The sequence below is a fragment of the Microcoleus sp. Pol7_A1 genome (assembly GCF_036701085.1).
GTDB classification, from domain to species: Bacteria; Cyanobacteriota; Cyanobacteriia; order Cyanobacteriales; family Microcoleaceae; genus Microcoleus; species Microcoleus asticus.
Genome location: NZ_JAUBQD010000002.1, coordinates 118,561 through 139,709 on the forward strand (window position 1 = coordinate 118,561; position 21,149 = coordinate 139,709).

Annotated in this window: 26 protein-coding genes; 16 read left to right on the forward strand and 10 right to left on the reverse strand. The window is 46.3% G+C overall.

Annotated features, from left to right (window positions below; all coding sequences use genetic code 11):
* Window position 1 precedes the first annotated feature (1 nt).
* The 4 genes from QUA20_RS02000 to QUA20_RS02015 form a co-directional block, all read right to left on the reverse strand.
* Window positions 2-1,483, reverse strand: a complete 1,482-nt coding sequence (locus QUA20_RS02000) for an N-6 DNA methylase (protein ID WP_333184925.1) — start codon at window positions 1,481-1,483, stop codon at window positions 2-4.
* 26 nt (window positions 1,484-1,509) lie between these two features.
* Entirely contained in the window at window positions 1,510-2,130 is a 621-nt protein-coding gene (locus QUA20_RS02005; RefSeq protein WP_333184927.1) for an adenylate/guanylate cyclase domain-containing protein, read from the reverse strand.
* Between the two features lie 151 nt (window positions 2,131-2,281).
* Window positions 2,282-5,635: a type I restriction-modification system endonuclease gene (gene hsdR, locus QUA20_RS02010; RefSeq protein WP_333184929.1), complete on the reverse strand. Its 3,354-nt coding sequence runs from the start codon at window positions 5,633-5,635 to the stop codon at window positions 2,282-2,284.
* 74 nt (window positions 5,636-5,709) lie between these two features.
* On the reverse strand, window positions 5,710-6,276 hold the full coding sequence (locus tag QUA20_RS02015) for a TniQ family protein (protein ID WP_333184932.1): 567 nt from the start codon (window positions 6,274-6,276) through the stop codon (window positions 5,710-5,712).
* A gap of 175 nt (window positions 6,277-6,451) precedes the next feature.
* Between QUA20_RS02015 and QUA20_RS02020 the strand changes: the two genes are divergently transcribed.
* Window positions 6,452-6,661, forward strand: a complete 210-nt coding sequence (locus QUA20_RS02020; RefSeq protein ID WP_333184935.1) for a type I restriction enzyme endonuclease domain-containing protein — start codon at window positions 6,452-6,454, stop codon at window positions 6,659-6,661.
* 41 nt (window positions 6,662-6,702) lie between these two features.
* Here QUA20_RS02020 and QUA20_RS02025 read toward each other — a convergent pair whose 3' ends face one another.
* Window positions 6,703-7,206 carry a GNAT family N-acetyltransferase gene (locus QUA20_RS02025; RefSeq protein ID WP_333184938.1) on the reverse strand — a complete coding sequence of 168 codons (504 nt, stop codon included), beginning with the start codon at window positions 7,204-7,206 and terminating at the stop codon, window positions 6,703-6,705.
* A gap of 361 nt (window positions 7,207-7,567) precedes the next feature.
* Here QUA20_RS02025 and QUA20_RS02030 point away from each other — a divergent pair, with 361 nt between their 5' ends.
* From QUA20_RS02030 to QUA20_RS02090, 13 genes are all read left to right on the forward strand, one after another.
* Window positions 7,568-7,828 carry a hypothetical protein gene (locus QUA20_RS02030; protein WP_333184940.1) on the forward strand — a complete coding sequence of 87 codons (261 nt, stop codon included), beginning with the start codon at window positions 7,568-7,570 and terminating at the stop codon, window positions 7,826-7,828.
* Window position 7,829: 1 nt separating this feature from the next.
* On the forward strand, window positions 7,830-8,546 hold the full coding sequence (locus tag QUA20_RS02035; RefSeq protein WP_333184943.1) for a hypothetical protein: 717 nt from the start codon (window positions 7,830-7,832) through the stop codon (window positions 8,544-8,546).
* A gap of 619 nt (window positions 8,547-9,165) precedes the next feature.
* Window positions 9,166-9,690, forward strand: coding sequence for a hypothetical protein (locus QUA20_RS02040; protein WP_333184946.1), 525 nt, complete (start codon window positions 9,166-9,168; stop codon window positions 9,688-9,690).
* Window positions 9,691-9,991: 301 nt separating this feature from the next.
* Window positions 9,992-10,456 (forward strand): hypothetical protein, encoded by a 465-nt coding sequence (locus tag QUA20_RS02045; RefSeq protein WP_333184949.1) that lies wholly within the window; start codon window positions 9,992-9,994, stop codon window positions 10,454-10,456.
* Between the two features lie 96 nt (window positions 10,457-10,552).
* Entirely contained in the window at window positions 10,553-11,134 is a 582-nt protein-coding gene (locus QUA20_RS02050; protein ID WP_333184952.1) for a hypothetical protein, read from the forward strand.
* 20 nt (window positions 11,135-11,154) lie between these two features.
* Window positions 11,155-11,769 (forward strand): hypothetical protein, encoded by a 615-nt coding sequence (locus QUA20_RS02055; RefSeq protein ID WP_333184955.1) that lies wholly within the window; start codon window positions 11,155-11,157, stop codon window positions 11,767-11,769.
* Window positions 11,770-11,855: 86 nt separating this feature from the next.
* Window positions 11,856-12,422, forward strand: coding sequence for a hypothetical protein (locus tag QUA20_RS02060; protein WP_333184958.1), 567 nt, complete (start codon window positions 11,856-11,858; stop codon window positions 12,420-12,422).
* Window positions 12,423-12,870: 448 nt separating this feature from the next.
* Window positions 12,871-13,479, forward strand: a complete 609-nt coding sequence (locus tag QUA20_RS02065) for a hypothetical protein (RefSeq protein WP_333184961.1) — start codon at window positions 12,871-12,873, stop codon at window positions 13,477-13,479.
* A gap of 69 nt (window positions 13,480-13,548) precedes the next feature.
* Window positions 13,549-14,175 carry a hypothetical protein gene (locus QUA20_RS02070; RefSeq protein ID WP_333184964.1) on the forward strand — a complete coding sequence of 209 codons (627 nt, stop codon included), beginning with the start codon at window positions 13,549-13,551 and terminating at the stop codon, window positions 14,173-14,175.
* Window positions 14,176-14,211: 36 nt separating this feature from the next.
* Window positions 14,212-14,784, forward strand: coding sequence for a hypothetical protein (locus QUA20_RS02075; RefSeq protein WP_333184967.1), 573 nt, complete (start codon window positions 14,212-14,214; stop codon window positions 14,782-14,784).
* A gap of 109 nt (window positions 14,785-14,893) precedes the next feature.
* On the forward strand, window positions 14,894-15,649 hold the full coding sequence (locus QUA20_RS02080; protein ID WP_333184969.1) for a tyrosine-type recombinase/integrase: 756 nt from the start codon (window positions 14,894-14,896) through the stop codon (window positions 15,647-15,649).
* Between the two features lie 42 nt (window positions 15,650-15,691).
* A complete protein-coding gene (locus tag QUA20_RS02085; RefSeq protein WP_333184971.1) occupies window positions 15,692-15,889 on the forward strand; it encodes a hypothetical protein in 198 nt (65 codons plus the stop codon).
* Window positions 15,837-16,751: a GIY-YIG nuclease family protein gene (locus tag QUA20_RS02090; RefSeq protein WP_333184973.1), complete on the forward strand. Its 915-nt coding sequence runs from the start codon at window positions 15,837-15,839 to the stop codon at window positions 16,749-16,751. The genes QUA20_RS02085 and QUA20_RS02090 overlap by 53 nt, the downstream gene beginning before the upstream one ends.
* Window positions 16,752-16,811: 60 nt before the next feature.
* Here QUA20_RS02090 and QUA20_RS02095 read toward each other — a convergent pair whose 3' ends face one another.
* The gene (locus QUA20_RS02095; RefSeq protein ID WP_333184974.1) at window positions 16,812-17,654 is read right to left on the reverse strand and encodes a hypothetical protein; all 843 of its coding nucleotides are present in this window, start codon (window positions 17,652-17,654) and stop codon (window positions 16,812-16,814) included.
* A 332-nt stretch (window positions 17,655-17,986) separates the two neighbouring features.
* On the opposite strand from QUA20_RS02095, the gene QUA20_RS02100 reads away from it, so the two are divergent.
* Entirely contained in the window at window positions 17,987-18,349 is a 363-nt protein-coding gene (locus QUA20_RS02100) for a DOPA 4,5-dioxygenase family protein (RefSeq protein ID WP_333119387.1), read from the forward strand.
* Between the two features lie 123 nt (window positions 18,350-18,472).
* Here QUA20_RS02100 and QUA20_RS02105 read toward each other — a convergent pair whose 3' ends face one another.
* The 3 genes from QUA20_RS02105 to QUA20_RS02115 all read right to left on the reverse strand — a co-directional run bounded on the left by QUA20_RS02105 (window position 18,473) and on the right by QUA20_RS02115 (window position 20,112).
* Entirely contained in the window at window positions 18,473-19,210 is a 738-nt protein-coding gene (locus QUA20_RS02105; RefSeq protein ID WP_333184977.1) for a DUF72 domain-containing protein, read from the reverse strand.
* 255 nt (window positions 19,211-19,465) lie between these two features.
* A complete protein-coding gene (locus tag QUA20_RS02110; RefSeq protein WP_333184979.1) occupies window positions 19,466-19,807 on the reverse strand; it encodes a HepT-like ribonuclease domain-containing protein in 342 nt (113 codons plus the stop codon).
* Window positions 19,804-20,112: a nucleotidyltransferase domain-containing protein gene (locus tag QUA20_RS02115; RefSeq protein ID WP_333184981.1), complete on the reverse strand. Its 309-nt coding sequence runs from the start codon at window positions 20,110-20,112 to the stop codon at window positions 19,804-19,806. The genes QUA20_RS02110 and QUA20_RS02115 overlap by 4 nt, the downstream gene beginning before the upstream one ends.
* Before the next feature lie 242 nt (window positions 20,113-20,354).
* Between QUA20_RS02115 and QUA20_RS02120 the strand changes: the two genes are divergently transcribed.
* Window positions 20,355-20,738 (forward strand): GNAT family N-acetyltransferase, encoded by a 384-nt coding sequence (locus tag QUA20_RS02120; protein WP_333184984.1) that lies wholly within the window; start codon window positions 20,355-20,357, stop codon window positions 20,736-20,738.
* A 16-nt stretch (window positions 20,739-20,754) separates the two neighbouring features.
* Here QUA20_RS02120 and QUA20_RS02125 read toward each other — a convergent pair whose 3' ends face one another.
* A complete protein-coding gene (locus tag QUA20_RS02125; RefSeq protein ID WP_333184987.1) occupies window positions 20,755-20,877 on the reverse strand; it encodes a hypothetical protein in 123 nt (40 codons plus the stop codon).
* Window positions 20,878-21,149 lie beyond the last annotated feature (272 nt).

Sequence of the window (21,149 nt, forward strand, 5' to 3'; positions counted from 1 at the left end):
TTTAAGCTAAACCTTCACTATTCAATAATTCTGGGTCTAGAAGCGCGGTTTCAGTCTCTTCCTCATCGTCCAACAGTATCGTCAGCGCTTCCATCTCCTCCATCGCCGTCTGCAACCTTAGCATAATCTCAGCCGCGATCACCTCCGGTTCGGGCAACCCATCCTCCGACTGCAAACTCTCATCCCTTAACCAAGAAATATCGAGATTATTCCCCCGCTTGGCAATCTCCTCACGGGTAAAACAGCGCCATCGCCCCGTTTCTCCTTCGTCAACACGCCCAGTCTTCCCATTCGGGTCATCCCCATACGCCAACTCAAACTCATTAAAATGCGATCGCATCAGAGGTATCCGCTTCCCGAAACTGGGCATATTCGTCCGCAGGTCATACACCCACACTTCCTTAGTATTGCCTTTCTCCGTCGTTCCCCTTTGGAAAAACAGTACATTCGTCTTGACCCCTTGGGCGTAGAAAATCCCCGTAGGTAGCCGCAAAATCGTATGCAAGTTGCACTTATCCATTAAGTCAGCACGGACATTGCGCCCCTGCCCATCTTCAAACAATATATTATCTGGTAACACTACCGCCGCCCGTCCTTCGGGTAGCAGACTGCGATAAACGTGCTGCAAAAACACCAACTGCTTGTTCGAGCTGGGAAAAGTAAAATCATCCCGCGTCGGACTGCCACCCCCTTTCTTCGTACCAAAAGGCGGATTCGTCAAAATCACTTTAGCCTTCGCCAACCGCTGCCCATCCGGTGAAAGGGTATCCCCCAAAGTCACCTCCCCCTCAATCCCGTGCAGCATCATATTCATCAACAACAAGCGGTGGGCATCCTGCACCAACTCCATGCCATAAAACGCCTGCTGCCGTTGAAACACCTGGTCAGCTTCCGAAAGGGTAAACAAATCATCCGTGCGCTGTTTAATATAGCGGTCAGCCACAATCAAAAACCCTCCCGTTCCCGCTGCTGGGTCTTGTATCAGTTCCCCCGCTTGCGGTTTAATCAACGACACCATGCAGTCAATCAGCGGACGCGGCGTAAAATACTGCCCTGCCCCGGACTTCTTCTCACTGGCATTCTTCTCTAACAGCCCCTCATAGAGGTCGCCTAACCCTTCCTCCTTGGCAGAATACCAGTCCAACTTATCAATACTTTCGACCAGCTTACTTAAAATGCGCGGTTGTTTCAGCGCCGTTTGAGCGTTGGCAAAAATTGCCTGCACCCGTAGCGATGAAGCTTTAGATCCCAATTCCAGCAGCAGAGAGCGGTAGAATGTCAATTGTTCTATCCCCTCTTTCGCCGTCAAATCTGCCCAGCGTAACCCTTGGGGCAATTGGTCTTCTACCCCCGTCTCCTGCGCCATCTTGAGGAACAGCAGGTAAGTCAGTTCAGTGACGTATTGCAGGTAAGTAATGCCGTCATCCCGCAGGACGTGGCATAGGTTCCAGAGTTTTTGGACAATATCAGTCGTTGCGGTCATAAAGCAAGATTTTGGCTCGACAAAAATTAAGCATTTAATCCAATCAACTCATAAACCTTGAATGGGTTTCCTTCAGGTTTCAGTTGGGTCGAGTCTCTTTCTCTGACCTGAACATACTCGGCACAACTTTCATACGTCTTTTGACCGATCAAAATGTCGCCGCCATATTGCTGCGTTTGTTGACTCAAGTGATTAGCCACATTCACCCCATGCCCCACCACAGTGAACTCCATTCGTTGAGGGGAACCAACATTACCACAGAAAACACGATCTGTATTGATGCCGATTCCTATACTTAGCGGATGTTGCGCTTCTGGGAACCAGGCACTGTTGATTTCTGGTAGTCGCTCTCGCATTGCCAATGCCGCTTTAATTGCCATCAGCGCATGGTCTTCTAGGGGCATTGGTGACTTAAAAACTACCATAATCGTTGAGCCAATGTATTTATCTACTGTGCCTTGATGTTCAAAAACAGTCTCCACCATCACTTGAAAATAGTGGTGGAACAGCTCGACGCGAGCTTCTACTTCCATGTGCTGAGTTAAGCGCTCAACTCCGTAAAGATTTACGAACAAAATGGAAACTTCTTTCTCTTCACCGTGAAAGTTTTTCAGTAATTCATCAAACTCATCAGATTCATTCGGCATATTAACCAAGGGTAAAGTGCAGGGCGAATATTATCTTCAACAGTATTTACGCTGTAAATCATAACTTGTAGCCCAAATAGCTCTGATAGCGACAGATACTTCAATCTTGCAAGTTTTTTAATGAGTTGGGTTGCTTTAGTCATTGCACATTTTAACCAACATTCGACCAAAGGCCTTCATTAATCTCTACTAGAATTTCTTCTAAGTGACCATCAAACGCTTTATTAATTCGCTCGAAACCGCCTTGCGCCTTAAACTGTCCCCGGTCTAGTGCCTCCCGGTCTACAATAACCTCGACCTTCAACTGTTGACCAATCCTCTCCAACCACTTGCGCTGGGGTACAGTCCAAGTGCGACTAGAGAGAATTTTCCGCATCGCCTGATCCACGCGATCGCCATAAGGCACCAACGCATCCCCCAACGCCGCCTGCCGAATAAACCCGATAATCGAAGCCGCAATATCTTCATTTGTCGTCTCCCGCCATGCCACTTGTAGGTTAGTTTCCGAGAACCCCGCCGCATCCAATAACAAACGCAGTTCCTTGAGTTGCGCCCTCGTTAAGTCGCGCGGACGCTGCGTCACCACCAGCAGTGCCGGAATCTTATTCAAATTCTCCCGCAAAAAGGCACTAAAGCTGTCCAAATAATCCTGCGGGCGTTCGGCATCCCCATAGCCTCGTTCCACACTCCTCAACACATCCTGATGGCGGGAAATGAGAACTGCTTGCATCCCGCCATCCCGTCGGTCTAACATTTGGGCAATTTCTTTTCTATCCCGCAACCACTGCGCCGCCTCACTGGGGCTAGATTCGCGTAAATGGCTTACCATGCCCTCAACAGGCATTCCCGCCAGTGTTTCAATTGCCTCCTTGCTGTCATCCGAGAGCGATCGCTTTTTGCGCTGCAACTTCGCCAACAGTTCATCAATAATACTTGCGATCGCTGCCGAGTCTTGCACCGTTCCCAACTCATCGACCAACTGGCTAAACGAAAAATCGGGCTTATTGACTACAGGCTTCATCTCGGACACCTTTGAGATGGCGGTATATATATCTACCGCATCAAACACCCGAAACACCTCTTTACCAATCTCGTCACACAGTCGAGTTGCCCGCCCCAACATCTGTTCGTAAAGTATCCGGGAATTCACCCGCCGCATAAACACCAAATTGCAAATTTCCGGCACATCAATCCCCGTCGTCAACAAATCTACTGTCACCGCAATTTTGGGATTGACCTCATTTTTAAAGCGACGAATCAACTGCAACGGCTTATCGGCATTCCCGGTAATTTTCAGCACCGAGTCATCTTCGACGCTACCATACTCGTTTTCCAAAGCAATTTTCAATTGATCAACCACAATATCGGCATGATCGGTATTAACGCAGAAAATCAGCGTTTTGCCTGGTAACGCAGGGTCAATATTTTCCGCCAGATACTCACAAACCACTCGGTTGAACTCTTGCGTTACCACCCGCTTATTAAACTGCTCAACATCAATCCGGACAGTATCCGGGGCGTGAACTAAATCTAGCTGCCCTGTTTTGGGGTCAAAAAACTCCATCTGGTCGCCTGGGTTCCAGACAATACTATCTTCAGAAAGGGCAGTCCTAATCCGATAGGGCGGTTCGTGGTCAATCAACCAGCCATCAATCACCGCTTCCCGATAGCTGTAAGTGTAAACAGGTTCTCCAAAGATTTGCGTCGTGTGCAGCGCTGGAGTTGCCGTCAAACCAATTTTCACCGCATCGAAGTAATCCAGCACCCGCCGATACTTAGAAATGTAATCGTTGAAGTCCCGAAACGTTAATTCTGTTTCGCTCAACTCTTGGTCAAGCAAATACCCCCGATGGCACTCATCCACCACAATGCAGTCATACTGGTCAACGGTTAGGATCGTCGTTTCATCGGAAGGGTAAAGCAAGCGTTTGACAAAGCTTTGGACAGTAGCGATATGAACTTTAGTATCGCTGTCAATGTCCCGCTCTCCCAATTCCTTAATCTCAAAAATATCGGAAAATGTCTGAAGACTCTCCATCCGAGTATCTTTAAACGCATTCGCCGCCTGTTCCCCTAACGCTGTGCGGTCTACCAAAAACAGCACCCGACGAAAGCGCTTAGTTTTTAACAACCGATAGACTAAAGCAATGCAGGTTTTGGTTTTTCCCGTCCCCGTCGCCATCGCCACCAAGAGTTGCCGCTTATCAGAGGCAAGCGCTGCCTCAACCTTCTGAATTGCCTTTTTCTGATACTCCCTCAGCGTGAAGTTGTAGTTAAACTCTTCTTGAGCCAGCTTCCGATGCGCTTCCTCAATGTTTTGTTCGAGTAAATCGAGTAATCCTTGGGGAGAATACCAACTTTGTAAAGGACGGCGCAAGTTTTCAGGACGGCGTAAGTCACAAAACCAAATACCGCTTTTCGTCCGCAGTTGCTCTAAAAACTCTCTGCCATTAGTTGCAAAGACAAACGGCACTTTAAACTCACCCCAAGGACTGCCATCTGGTAAGGTTTCGTTCCCCTTGATTTGATAGCCCCGACTGTAGCGCTTCGCCTGGTCAATTGCACCGGAAACGTCTGTACTCCTGCGCTTGGCTTCCACGACCGCCACAACTTGCAATCCCACAAACAACGCATAATCAGCGCGTCCGTCTGCTGTGGGATATTCTGCAATCGCTAAGTTTCTCCCCTTTTGAGGACGGGTGCCACTAGCATAGGTAAGTTCCTCTGAGTCTACCTCCCAACCCCCTGCCCTCAACTGAGCATCAATTAAACGACGTGTTTCTGCCTCATCCAGAACAACTTCCTTCTCCGCCTGCTGTGCTTGGCTAATGGTTTGTTGTAGAACTTCAGGGGGCTGACTAACAGCACTCGCTTGCAGTTGAGTCAGATGGTTCAAGGCTTCTTTTGCTTCTGCTTCAGCGTCTTGCAGCAACTGTTCGGCTAACTGTCTCAGTTGCGCCTCTTCCGCTACTTTCGCTAACGCCATTTCCACAGCCGTTCGGCTTTCGTTGGCTTCCTGCCGCAGCCGTTCTAACTCCTGCTTGAGTGCCTCGGTTTCCCTCACCGGGTCAGGTGGTGGAATAAACGCCCCAGCTTTAAAGTTCGTATCTCTACCAAAACTCTTGTGAAACCAGATACCCAGTTCCCTGGCCAACTTTAAGTTACTTAATGCTGCGCGATGGTCGCCCGATAGGGCGTGGTTGGCATCATTTCCCGCGCGGCGTAACTCGTGGAAGAATTGGTTAATCCGACCAGGAAGAAAGCCCTTATCCCGTAAGCGGTTAAGTAACTCAATTTGGGATTCATCGGTGTCACTCTTGTAAAGACCAGCATTCGCGGCGACCAATTGCGCCAAGACTTCCCCAAACTGACGCAGTTTCATCAAACAGGTTACTGGGTCAGTGGCAAAGTATTGCTCTGCCAGCGTCCCTAAGCTTACTAACAGTGGTTCGTGAACCTTTAGGAAAGCAAAGTTGGGTGAATTGAGCGTGTTATCCTGTGACATTACTTAGTCTCTGTAGAGGACTTTTTTCGGCAAAGCAGTTTAACAACTGTGTTGCAGCGGACTAACGAAAGCTTCTAGTGCATCGCGAAAGTTACTGGTAGCTGCTGAACACGAACTTTATCAAGAAAAACACTTCGCTCAAATAGCCTTCTGATACTCTGCCATCCCCCAAACGGCAACCGACAGCGATCGCATCTCCCATTCTCCCACAGTGCAGGTATCTTGAATTGTGCTTCACACTGGGGACACTTAGCTAAAAGCTTAAGCTGAGGGCGATCGCACTTCCAAACAGACTTAAACTGCCACTCAATCCGATGACAAGGCGACTGAGCATAACAAGCACCACATAATCGAATCGGTTCGCACTTCATCCTCTTTCCTGTTGGCGGCCGCATTTCCCACAACCTTTCAACCTCAACCCCTACCACCTCCGCCAAAGCCTCAAACTCCTGCTGAGTAGGATAAGGATTGAAATGAAAGCGTTCCCAACGTAACACTACAGCCCCAATTTTCGCTATCTGGCCTAAACTACTAGGCGTTAAGTGGTTGCATCTCCTAAACCGCCCTAAAAAATGACTTAAACTTTCTCCAGGTAAAGGCGCGATCGCAAATAACCAAGGCTGAATTTCAGTATGAGTCATGCGTACTCCCTAGCCACTTCCTACAAAATAGTCTTTTCAACCTTCTTAAACCCTGTGGATAGAGACTTAATTGCCGTCTCCCTTAAAATCTCATCCAAGCGGCAAATCTGGGGGTAACAACCAGGTCCAAACCCAGAGTGCGCGGGATGTAATGGGACAAGACCAAATGCGATAATTGGCGATCGTCTTGGTAGAACGGGTACGCAAAAACGCTTCCATCGACTGGAATCTCAAAGAAAGCGTCCGAGCCAGAATGAAGGTGATGGTTAAACGTTTATTGAGACAATATGGATATCCGCCCGATATACAAGCTCTTGCGATCGAGTTGGTATTAGAGCAAGCAAAGGTTTTCACCGAGTTTGAAGTAGAGACAAATCGTTCCTAATTTTACACAGGAAGACCCAAATCAAAGTAGCTAAGGCGTAATTAATTTGATTTCTCTCCTAAATCCAGAGAAATTCCTAAAACTGCCTCTTTGAGGTTCTCCTGTGAAGGCGGAACTATTTCAAATCCATGCTTCTTGTACCATTTGACGAGGTTGGGATTATTGTTGATGTCTTTTTGAGTTAGAGAACCGCAGATTCGCTTAATTCCCCGCTGACGAGCTTTCTTTACCGCAAACTGCAACAGGTGAGTTCCCAGTCCCCTGCGGCGGTAATCGATAGGTTTGGGTTCAACTAGCCGTCTCAAAATATCTGCCCATAAGTGTTCTGGAGCGTGAATTACATCGTCGCGAATCAAGATATCGCCTATCACCAATTTATCGGGCGGATACAAAACGCATTGAATCCTACCAACTTCGCTGTTGCGGTACAGGAGTTTTGCAGTGAAATATTGGTCTTCGTCCGGGTCTACTTGCAGGCGGTATTCTCGGCCTTGGCGATCGCGAACAATCATTCGAGCGGTGTTTTTCGATGAACTTTCCAACATTATTTATTTTTAGAGTCCCTGAACCGATTATCCCTCACCTCGGATGCGATCGTCCCTTCTTTCTCCTTGACTTTGCTCGATGGCCGAGTTAAGAAATCCCCGCCTACCGGCGCTGCAATGCAGTAAAGAGTGAGATAATGATGACTGCAAACAAAGACAATATTGAGCTGCCGCGAGCTGGCGGGGTGAGTTTTGCCTATATCAGCTTCTAGTTGAGATTATTTCAGACGACTGGCGGGCGAGTTTGCTGGGGGAATCTTGCCCCGACGCAAGCCTGCTGCGCGAGCGAACGACCGACTCAACCGCAGCACAAACGTTCCTGAAAAAATATAGTTGCGAGATCCGATTTTTAGGGGGAAATATGGCGAAAAACAAGCCCGTTTTTGAATTAATAGGTCTGGCATTGGATGCGATTTATCAAGAAAACCTCTGCCCGCAAGCGAGTAGCGGTAGGGAAATTCCCATCGAAACCGTACAGGTTTCATACGACGAAGACCTTCCCGATCTGTGCTTTATCTCAATTCAAACTTTTTTAACGCACGACTACGATGTAGTAATTACAAAAAGCGGTAGCGTTCAAGTGGTTTCAGATAAACCTAAAGAACGCATCAGATTTATGTGATATGAACGTATCTGAAGATTTGAACGGGGTATGGCAGGATGTTTGGAATGTCTTGGAACCAGATAAATCTTGGCTGACAGATGCAGCTAAACGCGATTGCATCCAAAAAAAACTTTCCTATTTCAATCCCCAACACAGCAACAGTCCAGAACATATCGACCTAGTTATTAAAGCTTTATCCAGAGGAAAGGCTCTAATTCAAGCAGCGCTCGAATGGCACAACCCTGCCATCGGTCAAAGCGAAACCCGCAGCGCCAACGATAAGCTGCGGGGACATCAGTGGAGGTTGGTAATCGCCTACAGCGGTTTTGAGATTGCATCTAAAGCGTTAATGATGCCGAAGTGGAACAGACAAATTGAGAGCGGGATGTATGAAAAATTTATGGAAAAATGCGTTCTGCCCGCCTACGAACCGATAGAGCCACCTACAGATAAACCACAGCTTGCAAAATGGCTGAATAAGGAAGAGGGGGCATTAGCCTCATTCCTGGGAGTAACTTCAGGAGATCGGAAAGCGATCGATCGGTGGCTGGTTCAATCCGAATCTGTAGGTTCCTGGTGCGAGGCATACAAATTGGCAAAAGCCCTGAGAAATGCCTCGGCTCACGGATTCTTGCTGCCGACTAAGATCCGCGACTGGGGACTCAAGAACGGATTTGTCAGGCTGACTGACGATTTGGCAAAGATTGCGATAGCCGGACTCAGCAAATTCGCTTAAACCCTGTTCGGAGAATTAGGGGATTTGCATCTTTGTCGGCGAGGTATTGACTTTCAACTGCGATCGGGATACCATCGAGATAATAAAATACAACGGATCTGAAAGGCGCAATTTTTCGAGACTGTTGTATTTTCTTTGTTTTTGAATGATTCGCAATAAATCGAACTAGCTGCCGGATGTCGGCGGCTGAACCATCGCGCTCCTTCGATCGGACACCATCGCCGAGAGTTGTTTGGCGTCAAGAGGCAGTTGCGATTGGATGTGGCGATCGAAGGATCACCGACTTACCCGATCGGTGTAGCGGGCTGCGGAGTAGAGAACTGCGGCCGATACTTTAATGTTGGGGTTCGTTAAAACTTCGTTAAAAGTATTGCAGCAATGCAGTAACAGTGGAATAATAGCTCATCAAATAAATTGTCATTCAAACACGAGAGCTTTTGTCTTGCTTGCACTCTAAAAGTTGAGAGCGCGAGCGAGCATCCATTGCCATGCCGCGTTGCATTTTGGGTTTTGCCATCCCGGTGAAATGTCTAGTGTGGCGATCGCTCTTTTTGGACTAACAATAATGCGAGCGGGTGTTTTCTATTTAAAATCCTAATTCATGCAATCCAGGTATGGAATGAACTATTTGATATTCGGATTAATTTCCCCCTCTCTTTTTTCCAGTTCAGCAAGCGCACAACCTATCGGCTATCCCGCAGCCAGAGTGCAGGTCGGTTCGGTGCAGGTTGCAGCTAGTCGAGCGCCTGAAAAAGCGATCGACCGTTTGACCGACTTTATTTTCTACAACCTGCACCCGCAACTAAACCGCCGCAAAATCCGCTCCGATGAAACGCAGTACGTTAACGAATGGGCAGCTATCAAAAAAGTGGTGAGCGACGATAACTTGGTTTACCAGGATGTTTGCGATGGAAACTCTAGGAATTACGAGTGGTTGCTTTCAAAATATGACGGTGAGGGCGGGGGGAGACAGGGAAGAACTATCTCTTTATCCAGTCCCGTGTTGAACAAAGTAGCAGATGCCGTATTCTACACCCGCCATCCAGAGCTGGGCTACCGCAGAATACAACCCTCAGAAACGCGGCTAGTGTCGGAGTGGTCGAAAATCCGGCAGGGAGTAAGTTCCTTGCATCCTTGTTACTGACGCCACGCGAAATATTCTGCCAATTTAACGCTCATAATTCAGCGAACTTGATATTTTTTCAGGAGCTGAGCCCTCCTCAACTCACAGAATCGGTCACTCTCAACCAGCTTGCGATCGACTGCATCAGACCACACTTCGCTACTCTTTGTAAAGTTTTATAACAATAATCGATATTTTGCATAAAAGTAGCGGGTTGAGGCAGAGAAATAGGTGGAGGGTTCTGGGTATTGCAGCAGTTGCGGTGCAGTAAAGCGCGCTTTGGTTTGGATCGAGCCATTTGAGCAAACAGAGAGGAAAAAGTGTGGAACGGATCTCGATTTTGAACTTGATAGTGTGGTTGGCAGTGTTGGGTAGTGCTTCAGTATCAGTTTTGGCACAAGGGCAATCGCCCTCGATAAGTCAACGAGCACCGACAGAGGGAAATGGTAAACAAACGATTCAAAGTTTACCTGATGGAAAGTACCTTTATGGACGGGTAATCGATCCAAAACAACCAGATATGCGGGTTGTGTTTCGGAAAATAGGAAATACAATTACAGGAATTAAATACAATTTTGGCAAAATTGAGTGTTTTCAAGGAACAACCCAGCGAAATACCATTACTAACACTATATTTCCTAATGCTAGTAGAGATGGCAAGCTATCTTTTGTTGGTGGTAGTAATATTTTAGGAGAGAATTCTTATCGTCTGAGGTTTGAAGAAGCCCCCGATGAGGTTAGGCGAAGTCTTGAAGGATGTATCAAGGCATTTGACGGTAGAAAGTAGAAGTTATATAGGAACAAGTCGCTCATTTTTGAAAGTCAACATACTGTCGGTCATCCTGCAAACAAGGCATTTTTTAGCAAACAGAGAGGAAAAAGTGTGAAAGGGATCTCGATATTTAGTTTAATGGCAAGTTTGGCAATCTTAGGGATTGGAGCATTCATAAAGCCGCCACCTGCAAATGCTGAACCAGCACCTATTTTCAGACCGCTGCTCCGGGATATCCAAGCTCAACTCCCTAGAGATATGGTGATGCGATTGCCGACCTCTATTCCCTATCGTTCTCTACCCGCGAGTTCTAACAATACACTTTACCCCTATCTTTCTTCGAGAGGTGGTGAGTTGAGTATTCAACTATACTATTTTCCGAGATGTAGAGCAAATTCCTGTTTTGCGGGTGAATTTTCTGCGTCAAACTCAGACACACGCATGGCCGAATTAGAAAAACAGGCGAAATGGCCGTGTGCTAATGCCGTTTCAGTAAATATCAAACCGGGAATTAAAGGTGTTTACACTAATATCAGATGCGGTGGAAGTGGTGACGGCAGTCAAACTATTTTCTGGAAACAGAACGGTTTAACTTTCTCAGCTCAGTTACGCGCTGCGGCTAACATCAAACAGGAACTGCTTGAAATTGCTACTTCGATGGCTAACGAGCCTCCGATTAAAAGTGCTAAATGAAAATAAGGAGATTTATGAAAGTGCGTTCGCCAATCACTATTACACTCAGTTTAGCTATTTTAGCTGCTACATCGTTACCCATTGTTGCCCAATCTGTCCGATTTCCAACGGATGCAGAACTGCAACAATTAATCGAGAAATTCCGCAGTTTTGCTGCTTCTCCTCCGGGCGGCGGTCGCGGATTGTATAGCACAGATCGGCGCGAACGCACTCAGATTCAGCAGTTAACATCCTTTGTAAAAGCTTGGTCGCAAATCGATCCGGCAACAGCACCTTTTCTCGGTCAATGGTCGGCCTTAGAAGAAACAAAAAGTATTTATCCATCAAGTGTTAAAGGTCGCGTTTGCATTATTGACGGTTTTATTCCCAATGAAAATAACATAGGATTTAGATTCGGTCAAGGAACTGTATCTAACGGTAGAATCAAAACTGACAGCTACATACTCATCCATCAAGGAAATTATCTGGGAGGCGTATTCGTCTACAACAATGAACCCGGTATCTATGAATACGCATGGCCAAAACCCCTGACAAATCCTTCTCAATTGATGCGGCACGTTCCCCTAGCTAAGAGAAACCAGTTGCTTCAACAGTTTAAAGAAGCTGGCTGTACAGCCTCTTTGCCCAAAAAATAGTAAAATTATAGCGCTCGAATAATTCAAACAAAAAGAGTATTTATGAAAACGAGGAGAGTATTTATGAAAACGAGGCAGCAAAACTTATGAAATACAAATCGCTATTGAGTTTAATGGTAACTTTGATAATTATCGGGATGGGAGTATTTGCACCAATACCTGCAATTGCCGAACCCGATCCTGTATTCAAACCAATTATCGGCGAGATTAGAAACAAACTCCCCAGCAACTTAGTCTTTCGACTGCCCGATCGTTTACCTATAGCTGTTACTAGAGAGATGTCTCCCAAATTAACATTTGATGCCAACAGCGAATGGGCTCATCTTAGCCTCGAAGACGAGAATTGTCCACCACGCTTTAATAAAAAAGGAAGCAGAGGATACGAGCTAGTGTGTCGGCTTTTTTCAGTGACATCAAGCACCCTTACCTCGACATATTATCAACGGAACCAAATAAAGCCAGGTTCGAGGACAACTGCCGTTCAGCTATCGAGAAACCTGCGCGGATACCATTTACAAGGTCTAGACTGGAGTAAAGTATCGTGGATTCAAGACAATATTTATTTTCAAATTTACTCTGCTGTGCCTGCTGGTAAATTAATTGAAGTAGCTCGTTCGATGGTCGCTAATTCTCAGGTGATAAGCGGGCGATAGCAAAATGTTGCTCAACAACCCAAGTCTCAGCTTAAAACTTATAGAGAATTTGTAGAAAAAGGTGGTGGACATTACATCCAAATTGATTGCGACCTACCTAGTGAGTTTGAAAATGGCTATGTTTACTTCAATCTAGGAGCCAGTGTTATTACAGCTTACATTCTCAACCAAGGTTTATCTAGCTACCCACCTGCAAACGTTGGTGGACTTGGAGAAATTGACTCCGATTTAGGAGATAAGTATTTAAAATCTAACAAAGCAATTATGTTTTTTTGGAATTTAGGTAACTCTGGTTTAAGATTTGCCAACGACACTCAAGTTAGATTCTCAGAGAAAGGAACTGGTTGTTTTAGGGCTAACTGCCTAACAGCTCTTTTCATGACTAACGAGCAAATAAGTCGCATTTTGCGTTCAGCAAGGCCCATCGTACAAAAAAATTGAGGTAAATATGAAAAGGCAATTGCTGATTAGTTTCATGGTTTGTTTGACCTTTTGGGGGATTGAAGTTTCCCCAACTCCAGCGCAAAATCGTCAATTTTGTAAAAGAGGAGCGCTTGTCAATCCAGCCAGAGAAAGCAAAAAGATTAAAAACCCTGAATTTGGATTTGCGTTTGATATTCCGGCTAACTATACCAGTGAAACAAAGGGAAGTAGCGATAGGACTTATATACTTTTGTATAACCCTAACGAACAGGAATTAAATGCTTGCTGTAAGAAAAATAGGCAAATAGCTTGTGATGGGCATCCTTCATTGGTCACGGTGACAATAGAGCCAGCCAAGTCTGACACTCGCCTGCTTCCCGAACTTAGTGCAGTTGTCCTTCGATTAGAAAATATCAAACCAACAACCATTGCCAACCAAAAAGCGGTAGTTTACACAATCAAATCGAGTTTGACTGGGGGGGAAGACATTGATACTTCCTTGACAGGTAGTTTCCTAACTCCTAATAGAAAGCACAAGATTACTGTTTCTGCTTTTAGTTACGAATCAACCATTAAACCCATTGATGAACGAGTGTTCCAGAGAGTTAGATCCTCATTTGCTTTTGTCAAGTAATTTCCTTCGTGAACTGCATCCAATTACCGCATAAATCAATCTGTTAGCTTAGATGAAACGAGACATAATATGAAACGGCCATCATTTTTATTAATCCTGTTTTTTACAGTCATGGGTGTGGGTGGCTTGCCAGCTTTGGCACAAAGCCAGTCTGAACGCTACCCAACTGATGCGGAATTACAGAGAGCGATCGGAGAATTTCGTCGGGACATACCGATTTTACAGCGTTCGAGGCAATTTCGTCAGGCGCCGCTTGTTCCGGCTTTGGAATCCTTCATCAATGCTTGGTCGCAAGTCGATCCAGCAGTAGCGCCCTTTATCGGTACGTGGGCCGGGCAAGAGTATGATTGGAGCATCTACCCATCAAATACCAGAGGTCGTGTTTGCGTTCTTTTCAATCATCCCAGGCGCGGCGGTACGGGAAATAATGCTTATTTTAGTTTAGGTTATGTCTCGAACGGTCAACTTCGTATCAAAGGCGAAAGTTTTACCGGTGAAAGTTACAGGCTTTTTATTCGATATAAAAATTATTTGGGCCGCGTATCCGTGCAAAGTAATAAAACTGGTATACAGCCTTTTGGGTACAGGCTTATTCTGATACCGCCAACCAAATTACCCATAGCTAATTCACCGGAAAAGTCTGAGATGGTTCAGCGATTCAATGAGGCTGGCTGTACAGTATCTTTGCCCAAATAATCAAACTAGATATTGTTTACAAAAAGTTATAGTTTCATGCCTAATTTAAAGAGTTTCAAGATTATTTTTACCTTATTAATCAGTACGCTCGTCATCGTTTCTCTGTGGGCAATATCAGTCAACGCTCAAGCGTCGCTAACAGAGAACTCGAAATTAGCAATTAATGGCATTGGGCCGATTCGAGTAGGAATGACAGTTAATGAAGCCTCGCAAAGTGCTGGAGTTAAGTTAGTTTTTGTAGGGAGCGGGCCTGATGCGTACAGTTGCTCTTACTTTAAACCACAAGGAGAACTAAAAGACATTGCATTTATGGTAACAAAGGGGCGCATTGCCAGAATTGATATTAGCGATAAGCGCATAACTACCATCAGAGGCGCAAAAATCGGGGATACTGAAGACCGAATTATTTCTCTGTATCCAGGGCAGATTCAAATAACTAAGCATCCTTTCCCTCTCCGTCCGAATGAAAATAGAAAACATCTAACTTTTGTGCCTAAAGATGTTTCTGACAAAAACTACCGTGTAATTTTTGAAACTGGAAACAATCGTGTATATCGCTTACGTTCGGGGAAACTTCCTGAAGTTGAGTTCATAGAAGGCTGTTTGTAATACAGATCGCCCAAGTCTCAATCCCTTAACTGCCTGCTGCCTTTTGCTCAACAGTTCCCTTGACCCCGCTCGCCCACAGCATTAAGAAATACCCCAAACCAATGCAGTAATGCAGTATTTGCGGCAGACTTTGTGGTATCGGGTCGGGTATACACCAAGCATGAAGATAGAACGGCACGGGCAAGCCAAGATACTCACGCAACAGGAAATCGAACTGCTGTTCAACAAAGGTTTGCTTTCCTCACGCGATCGCACCTTGTTCGGAGTTTGTCTCTACACCGCTTGTCGGATTGCCGAAGCTTGTTCCCTGGAAGTCATCGATATTTACACTGCCAGAGGTACAGTCCGACCTACAATCAACTTCCGCAAAGCCAACACCAAAGGAAAACTCCAAACCAGAACGATTCCTGTCATTGAAGATTTGCGGAGTCTCCTAACATCTTGGAAACCCCACGCCGGTCAGACTTATTTATTTCCAGGCCGCCACCCTGCCCATCATTGGAAGCACCTGCACACCAACTCAGCGGATCAGATTTTGAGAGAAGCGTTCGAGCGAACCGGCATCGAGGGAGCCTCCACCCACAGCTTCCGCCGCACCGCCCTGACTCAGATGAGCAACGCCGGAATTCCGCTGCGAATTATTCAAGAAATCAGCGGTCACAGTAACCTCGAACAGTTGCAGCATTACTTAGAGGTGAAGCCGGATCAAGTCAAAGGAGCGATCGCTTCACTTTCCATGCTGTCCTACACGGGGAAACGTACATTTTCCCCTGTAGAGGATGAATTGCCCGCTGTGCCGTTACCAAGAGAGCAACTGTCACAAGACCTATCCGACGACGCGGCCCAAGAAATTCCCGACTGGTGACGGGCAATTTTAGATTTTAGATTTTAGATTTTAGATTTTGGATTGACAGTCGCGCATCAAGAGCATCGAGTGCCGATCGCTTTCTTTCCCAAGGCAGAAGCCCTCACCCCTGGATTTGTTGTTACAATTCTCGATCGTGTGGAGCGGGTGCATCTACAAAACCGGCTCAAAGGAGAATTGACAGACAATGTGGCTAAAATTTGGTGTTGCTCTCAGTGGCGAACTGACGAGCATAGATGAAGCTGTGCGCGGAAAAACTAACCTCGCTTGCCTCTACTGCGGTGGCGGATTGACAGCGAAAAAGGGGAAAGTGAAAGAACATCACTTCGCGCACACGGAGGAAACTTGCAAGCCCGTGTCACAGCGGATTAAAACCAAAGCATTTCCCTCGCTGCCCCTCTACGACAATTTCAACATCGAACTCAAGGGTGAGGAATTGGAACAGTTGAAGGTGCTGTGGAAAGAGTACGGGGCTCAAAAGCGATCGATTCCCAAAGACTTGGTAAACTTTCGGTGGCAGTTGAAAGGATTGCTGGAGTCGTCGGGCGATCGCTCTTATCAGTTTACTAACCTCGGCAAAATCCCAGTTGGCGCGCTTCCCCTGGTGCTGTTCAACCGAGTCCAAGAACCGCTGCTGCTGTCGGAGCTGGCTTCGTTGGAAGGCTCTGTAGAGATTGCTTTATCTGCGGGGTTATCGTGCTTAGAAGAACGGCAGGCTGATTTGCTGATTTATCGAGCGCAGCTTTGTCGGATTCTGGTCAATTCGCTCTACTTTTTAGAGGTGAAAGCGGACGGGAACAAGTTCTACAAAATTGGAATTACTACTCGCTCGATCGAGGAACGCATCGCCGAAGTGCAGCGGGATGTCAGAGCACATTACTCGGATGTGGTTGTCAATTTGCTGGGATTGTGGGAACATCGGGGGAATGTCGAGCTGTATTTCAAACACCGATATCAACCTTTTAATTACCGCATTGGGAAACTGACCGAGTATTTTGTGTTTGCTGATGTCAAGCCGATTCTGAATGATTTGTACGGGATGGAAGCAAAAGTTTTGTCGGCTGTTGAGTCGGATGCGATCGTCGATCCGTGTTCGAGGTGAGTGCGCTCATCCTCCCTAAAAAACTCTGGTTTAAAGAGAGGGATTTGGAAGTAATAAAAATTACATAGATTCAGGTGAGATAGAGGGATTTTCAATAAACTCAATAAACTGCTTTCCTAATTCTGTACTTTTGCTTGCTTGACTAGAAGAACGATTTTTCTTAAGGAGAGTATCAATATCTTCTCGGCGCTTAAAAGTTTTCATTTTTATCTCTTTTTCTCCCTTTTTTTTTTGTTGATTATACACACCCATAGAAATCTGAGGCATAGCAAATCCCAACCTTTGCAAATATATATCATCATCTTCTTCTTCTGTAATGTAAACTTCTCTTAAACTTATCAATCCCCTATCTGCTAAGTCTTTCAAAACCTGATTGTATATAGACCTATTTTGTTCCAACATAGGAAAATATGTGTGTAATTCCTCTAGGGCATACCTATCCAGGTAGTGAAGATGCTTGAGAGTAGAGATATGAAGTGCGGTAAAACCATCAATCCAGTAGAGAAACATCGCTAAAATATCATCCTCTAAAGCTCTGGGAATAGATGAATTGAGAACTACATTCCTCAAGGCTTCAAGTTTTTGCTCCTGATGAGTGCGGCGAGCTATCTGAGACGCATGGAGAAAAGTTGTCAGAAAAACGGGACTTTCAAAATCAACTGATTCGATTTTAGATTTTAGCTCCTCTAATTCTAGGACTAAAATTTCTAAAAATTTATAAGTCCTTTGCGTTGCTGGAGGAACGATATAGCTATCGAAAAAGCTTACGGCTAACGACCCGACTGCCGGTACAGAGCTAACGACTGCTTTGACAGCATTATAATTTTTGTCAGAATTATCGCTATCAAAAGCCGCTTTGAGTTTTTCTCCGAGCGAGTCTTGATTTTGAGGGCTGTTGCTCATAGTTACTTTTCGCAAAAGGATTTATAAAGCGTAGCCTTCGCTTTTAAGAGGTTGATTAGAATTTTCCGTATTGCTGAGAGTCGGTTTTCACTACCTAATCCCAGAACTTGTTGCCGATCGCAGCCAACACCAAATTCTGGGAGAACTGGAACCACAACCAACACTCCTGTCACGCCCAAAATCCATCAGAGTGCGTAGGCGTAAGCCGGGGCGGAGCCATCGCGGTCTTGCGGTAACGCACACAACCCCATATCTTAAGTGGCGTTCACCAAGTTAGTCTGAAGTTAACAGCCGTTTTGTGCAAATGTCGGCTCAATAACCTACTGAAAATGATGAAAGCAGACACCATCGAAATTGTTGGTTTTCACGCACATATTTACTTTGACAGTGATAGCCGCGATGCAGCTGCGCGCGTACGCGAAGGATTGACTCAGTTTGAGGTGCAGCTAGGGCGTTGGCACGACAAACCCATTGGGCCACACCCCCAAGCGATGTATCAAGTTGCGTTTTTACCGGAACATTTTGGTAAAGTAGTTCCCTGGTTGATGCTCCACCGCGAGGGGTTAGATATTCTCGTCCATCCCGAAACAGGCGACGATCTAACAGACCACACGGAGCATTCTTTGTGGCTGGGACAGAAACTGAAGCTGAATGTCGAAGTCCTGCGATCTAGAACAGCCAACGCGAGTTTCTGAGCGAGCGCTCCGTAAAAAGTAGCAGTTCCCAAGTCGTCCCCGATCGCAAGAAATGCCCGCGCTCTGGTTGCCAACACCTTTTAATGCGCCTAAAAGAATGGGAACGCTTTCAATCAGAGCCTGTCAGCAAGTACCGTTTTCCAAAAAAGCTTTCAGCCTAGAAGCGTTTCTCACTGCATTTCCGTCTCCGTCGTTGTTGAAGTAGGCGAACACACGGAGCCCCTGACTTTCCCACTCCTGGATGCGATCGGCCCACCAATGTAAATCATCATCCGAGTAGGAGCCGCCGTAGAGGTAGTTGGGGTCGGGGCCGTGGAGCCGTACATAAACGAATGACCCCGTTGCGCGGAGGATGCACGGCAGGTGCGCCCCGCTCATCACGCAGTAAGCCGCTCCAAACCTTTCCAGCATCGAAAATACCTCTTCCGTGTGCCAGCTTGGGTGTCGGAATTCGACAGCTACTTCGATCCAAGGGGGAACCTGTTCTAGAAAGTAGGCTAGGCGAGCCAAATCGCAGCCGAACTGGGGAGGAAGCTGGACGAGCAGAATACCCAGGCGATCGCCCAAGCATTGAAGTCCATCACTCATGCGTTCCAACCACTTTTCTGGCGAGTAAAGGCGCTTGGAGTGCGTTAGACCGCGGGGCGCTTTTACAGTCATCAGAAATCCTGGGAGGAGGCGCTGCTGCCAGTTAGCGAAGGTAGCGTTTGGCGGCCAGCGGTAGTAGGTGCTGTTAACTTCGACGGTTTGATAGTGCTGGATGTAGCAATCGAGTCGGGAGCGAGGCGGTAGCTTGTGAGGATAAAGTACACCTTGCCAATGGTCGTAACTCCAACCTGAAGTGCCGATGCGAACAATCATCGCCTTTTTACTCCACCAATAAGCGTGTGAATTTAAGTGTAGTCGGGCCGCATCGTTACCGCACTCTATCAATCAGCTAAAAATACAGAAAGCAAGTTGAACTATTAAGGACTCCTTTAAACAGCGAACCTGACTTTACTGCTTTTAGCGAACGTCTCAGGCTTTTCTATCTTGAAGGAGTGAGGAAATTAATAGGAGCTTGAACGGCCAAACACGGAGAGAGCGATCGTTCTCTACAATACAATAGTGCTGAACTCACGCCTCTGGTAACTCCTGTAAAATCTGTTCGACTGTTATTTTCAACGGAGGTAAATTATTCTGTACGATCGCCCAAACTAAGTTTAGCGAGACTCGGAAATATTCATGCACTACGAGATTTCTAAACGCTACAATTTGCGCCCAAGGCACGGACGAATATCGGCTAGTTAACTCGGACGATAACGCATTTGTCGCTTCTCCAATAATCTGGAGGTGATGAACAATCCAAATTTGGATCAATTCTTGGTTATCAAATGCCTGCCTGCCAAGGCTAGCATACCGCTCAATTGCGGCTATTGCATCTAATATATCTTGCAGTCGTTCCGGTTCTCGTCTCATAGCGGTACAGCTTCCTGCAAAACGCGCTCCCGAATGCGTTCTTTGAGCATATCCACTGTGGCGATATCAACCTTGCGATTGAGCAGTTGTTCCAAATCAAGCAATAGTCCACCTGGAAACCAAGGCGTGATTTTGTCTAAATCGTAATCCACTAACAAATCAATATCACTTTCTGGGGTCGCTTCGCCCCGCGCTACCGAACCGAATACGCGCACGTTGTAGGCTCCGTGCTTTTGGGCAATGGCTAGAATTTGCGATCGCTCACAATACAGTAATTCTTGAATGCCTAATCCTGTTTTTTCCATCAAGCCCTCCTCAACAGGGGTCATTGTTAGTTAATCAGCGAAAGTAGCTTAAATCTTTAAGCATTCAAAGCCAAGCTATCAGACATTGTAGAGTATTGTAGTATAGTCGATAAAGCTTGCAGAGTTAACAGGAGTTGATCTGGGAATGCAAATTGAACCCTACGACCCTCACCACCAAGATGGCAGTCATTCGTCTTTCGCGAAGGGCATGGGCTCCGGTCTTTGATTCGATTCAGAAGGCGATGAATTCTGAGGTGTACCAGGCATTCTATCCCAATCATTGGCGTGTGAGCCCACAAAAAGCTGTGGAGGATGTCTGTGCTGCGGAAGACACGAATGTATGGGTTGCGATCGATGCAGGTTCTACTCTGGGCTTTGTAGCCGTGAAACTACACGTTTGGGACAGTATGGGTGAAATCTACACGATCGCTGTCGATCCAGAATTTCAAGGTCGCGGCATTGGTAGTGCTCTGATAGAATTCGCTCTGGCTTGGATGAAAGATGCTGGAATGTCTGTGGCTATAGTTGAGACTGGGGGCGATCCCGGTCGTGAAAGAGCCCGTCACACCTATGAAAAGGTGGGCTTCGAGCTATTCCCGGTTGCCAGATACTTCAAGAAGCTTTAAGTGCAGATGTTAAGTCTCAAGGTTTACTTGGTTCTAGAGGGGCGATCGCACTCGTTTCAATACTCCGCCTTGGCATGATTCGCGAAGGCTCCGCCTCCAGCAAGCGGTAAAGCTGCATCGGAGCGGTAGATTGCGACATTAGGTTAATGTTGGATAAGACAGATATAGGGGTGGTATTCAGTTCAAGTGACAAATAACACCCCTGATTTCCAGGATTAACTATCAGAAGCGATGGATAACACCCAAGAACCCGGACTTAACCTGCTTTCGTTTCTGTTTAATTCCTTAAAACTAGGATGTTGTCCAACATATCTGATGGATAATCCACCCCCCGGTAAGGGTATTATCCACATATCTGCGGTTGAATGCACAGTTATATTTTTTTGGCATCAAATGTGCCAACAGCAACAA

Excerpts from the sequence above, each read along its gene's own strand:
- QUA20_RS02065 (WP_333184961.1), top strand. The coding sequence starts at position 12,871 with ATGAAAAGGCAATTGCTGATTAGTTTCATGGTTTGTTTGACCTTTTGG.
- QUA20_RS02080 (WP_333184969.1), top strand. The coding sequence starts at position 14,894 with ATGCAGTATTTGCGGCAGACTTTGTGGTATCGGGTCGGGTATACACCA.
- QUA20_RS02075 (WP_333184967.1), top strand. The coding sequence starts at position 14,212 with ATGCCTAATTTAAAGAGTTTCAAGATTATTTTTACCTTATTAATCAGT.
- QUA20_RS02105 (WP_333184977.1), bottom strand. The coding sequence starts at position 19,210 with ATGATTGTTCGCATCGGCACTTCAGGTTGGAGTTACGACCATTGGCAA.
- QUA20_RS02090 (WP_333184973.1), top strand. The coding sequence starts at position 15,837 with ATGTGGCTAAAATTTGGTGTTGCTCTCAGTGGCGAACTGACGAGCATA.
- QUA20_RS02000 (WP_333184925.1), bottom strand. The coding sequence starts at position 1,483 with ATGACCGCAACGACTGATATTGTCCAAAAACTCTGGAACCTATGCCAC.
- QUA20_RS02040 (WP_333184946.1), top strand. The coding sequence starts at position 9,166 with ATGAACTATTTGATATTCGGATTAATTTCCCCCTCTCTTTTTTCCAGT.
- QUA20_RS02060 (WP_333184958.1), top strand. The coding sequence starts at position 11,856 with ATGAAATACAAATCGCTATTGAGTTTAATGGTAACTTTGATAATTATC.
- QUA20_RS02005 (WP_333184927.1), bottom strand. The coding sequence starts at position 2,130 with ATGCCGAATGAATCTGATGAGTTTGATGAATTACTGAAAAACTTTCAC.
- QUA20_RS02115 (WP_333184981.1), bottom strand. The coding sequence starts at position 20,112 with ATGGAAAAAACAGGATTAGGCATTCAAGAATTACTGTATTGTGAGCGA.
- QUA20_RS02035 (WP_333184943.1), top strand. The coding sequence starts at position 7,830 with ATGAACGTATCTGAAGATTTGAACGGGGTATGGCAGGATGTTTGGAAT.
- hsdR (WP_333184929.1), bottom strand. The coding sequence starts at position 5,635 with ATGTCACAGGATAACACGCTCAATTCACCCAACTTTGCTTTCCTAAAG.
- QUA20_RS02030 (WP_333184940.1), top strand. The coding sequence starts at position 7,568 with ATGGCGAAAAACAAGCCCGTTTTTGAATTAATAGGTCTGGCATTGGAT.
- QUA20_RS02025 (WP_333184938.1), bottom strand. The coding sequence starts at position 7,206 with ATGTTGGAAAGTTCATCGAAAAACACCGCTCGAATGATTGTTCGCGAT.
- QUA20_RS02070 (WP_333184964.1), top strand. The coding sequence starts at position 13,549 with ATGAAACGGCCATCATTTTTATTAATCCTGTTTTTTACAGTCATGGGT.
- QUA20_RS02015 (WP_333184932.1), bottom strand. The coding sequence starts at position 6,276 with ATGACTCATACTGAAATTCAGCCTTGGTTATTTGCGATCGCGCCTTTA.
- QUA20_RS02120 (WP_333184984.1), top strand. The coding sequence starts at position 20,355 with ATGAATTCTGAGGTGTACCAGGCATTCTATCCCAATCATTGGCGTGTG.
- QUA20_RS02100 (WP_333119387.1), top strand. The coding sequence starts at position 17,987 with ATGAAAGCAGACACCATCGAAATTGTTGGTTTTCACGCACATATTTAC.
- QUA20_RS02125 (WP_333184987.1), bottom strand. The coding sequence starts at position 20,877 with ATGTCGCAATCTACCGCTCCGATGCAGCTTTACCGCTTGCTGGAGGCG.
- QUA20_RS02110 (WP_333184979.1), bottom strand. The coding sequence starts at position 19,807 with ATGAGACGAGAACCGGAACGACTGCAAGATATATTAGATGCAATAGCC.
- QUA20_RS02095 (WP_333184974.1), bottom strand. The coding sequence starts at position 17,654 with ATGAGCAACAGCCCTCAAAATCAAGACTCGCTCGGAGAAAAACTCAAA.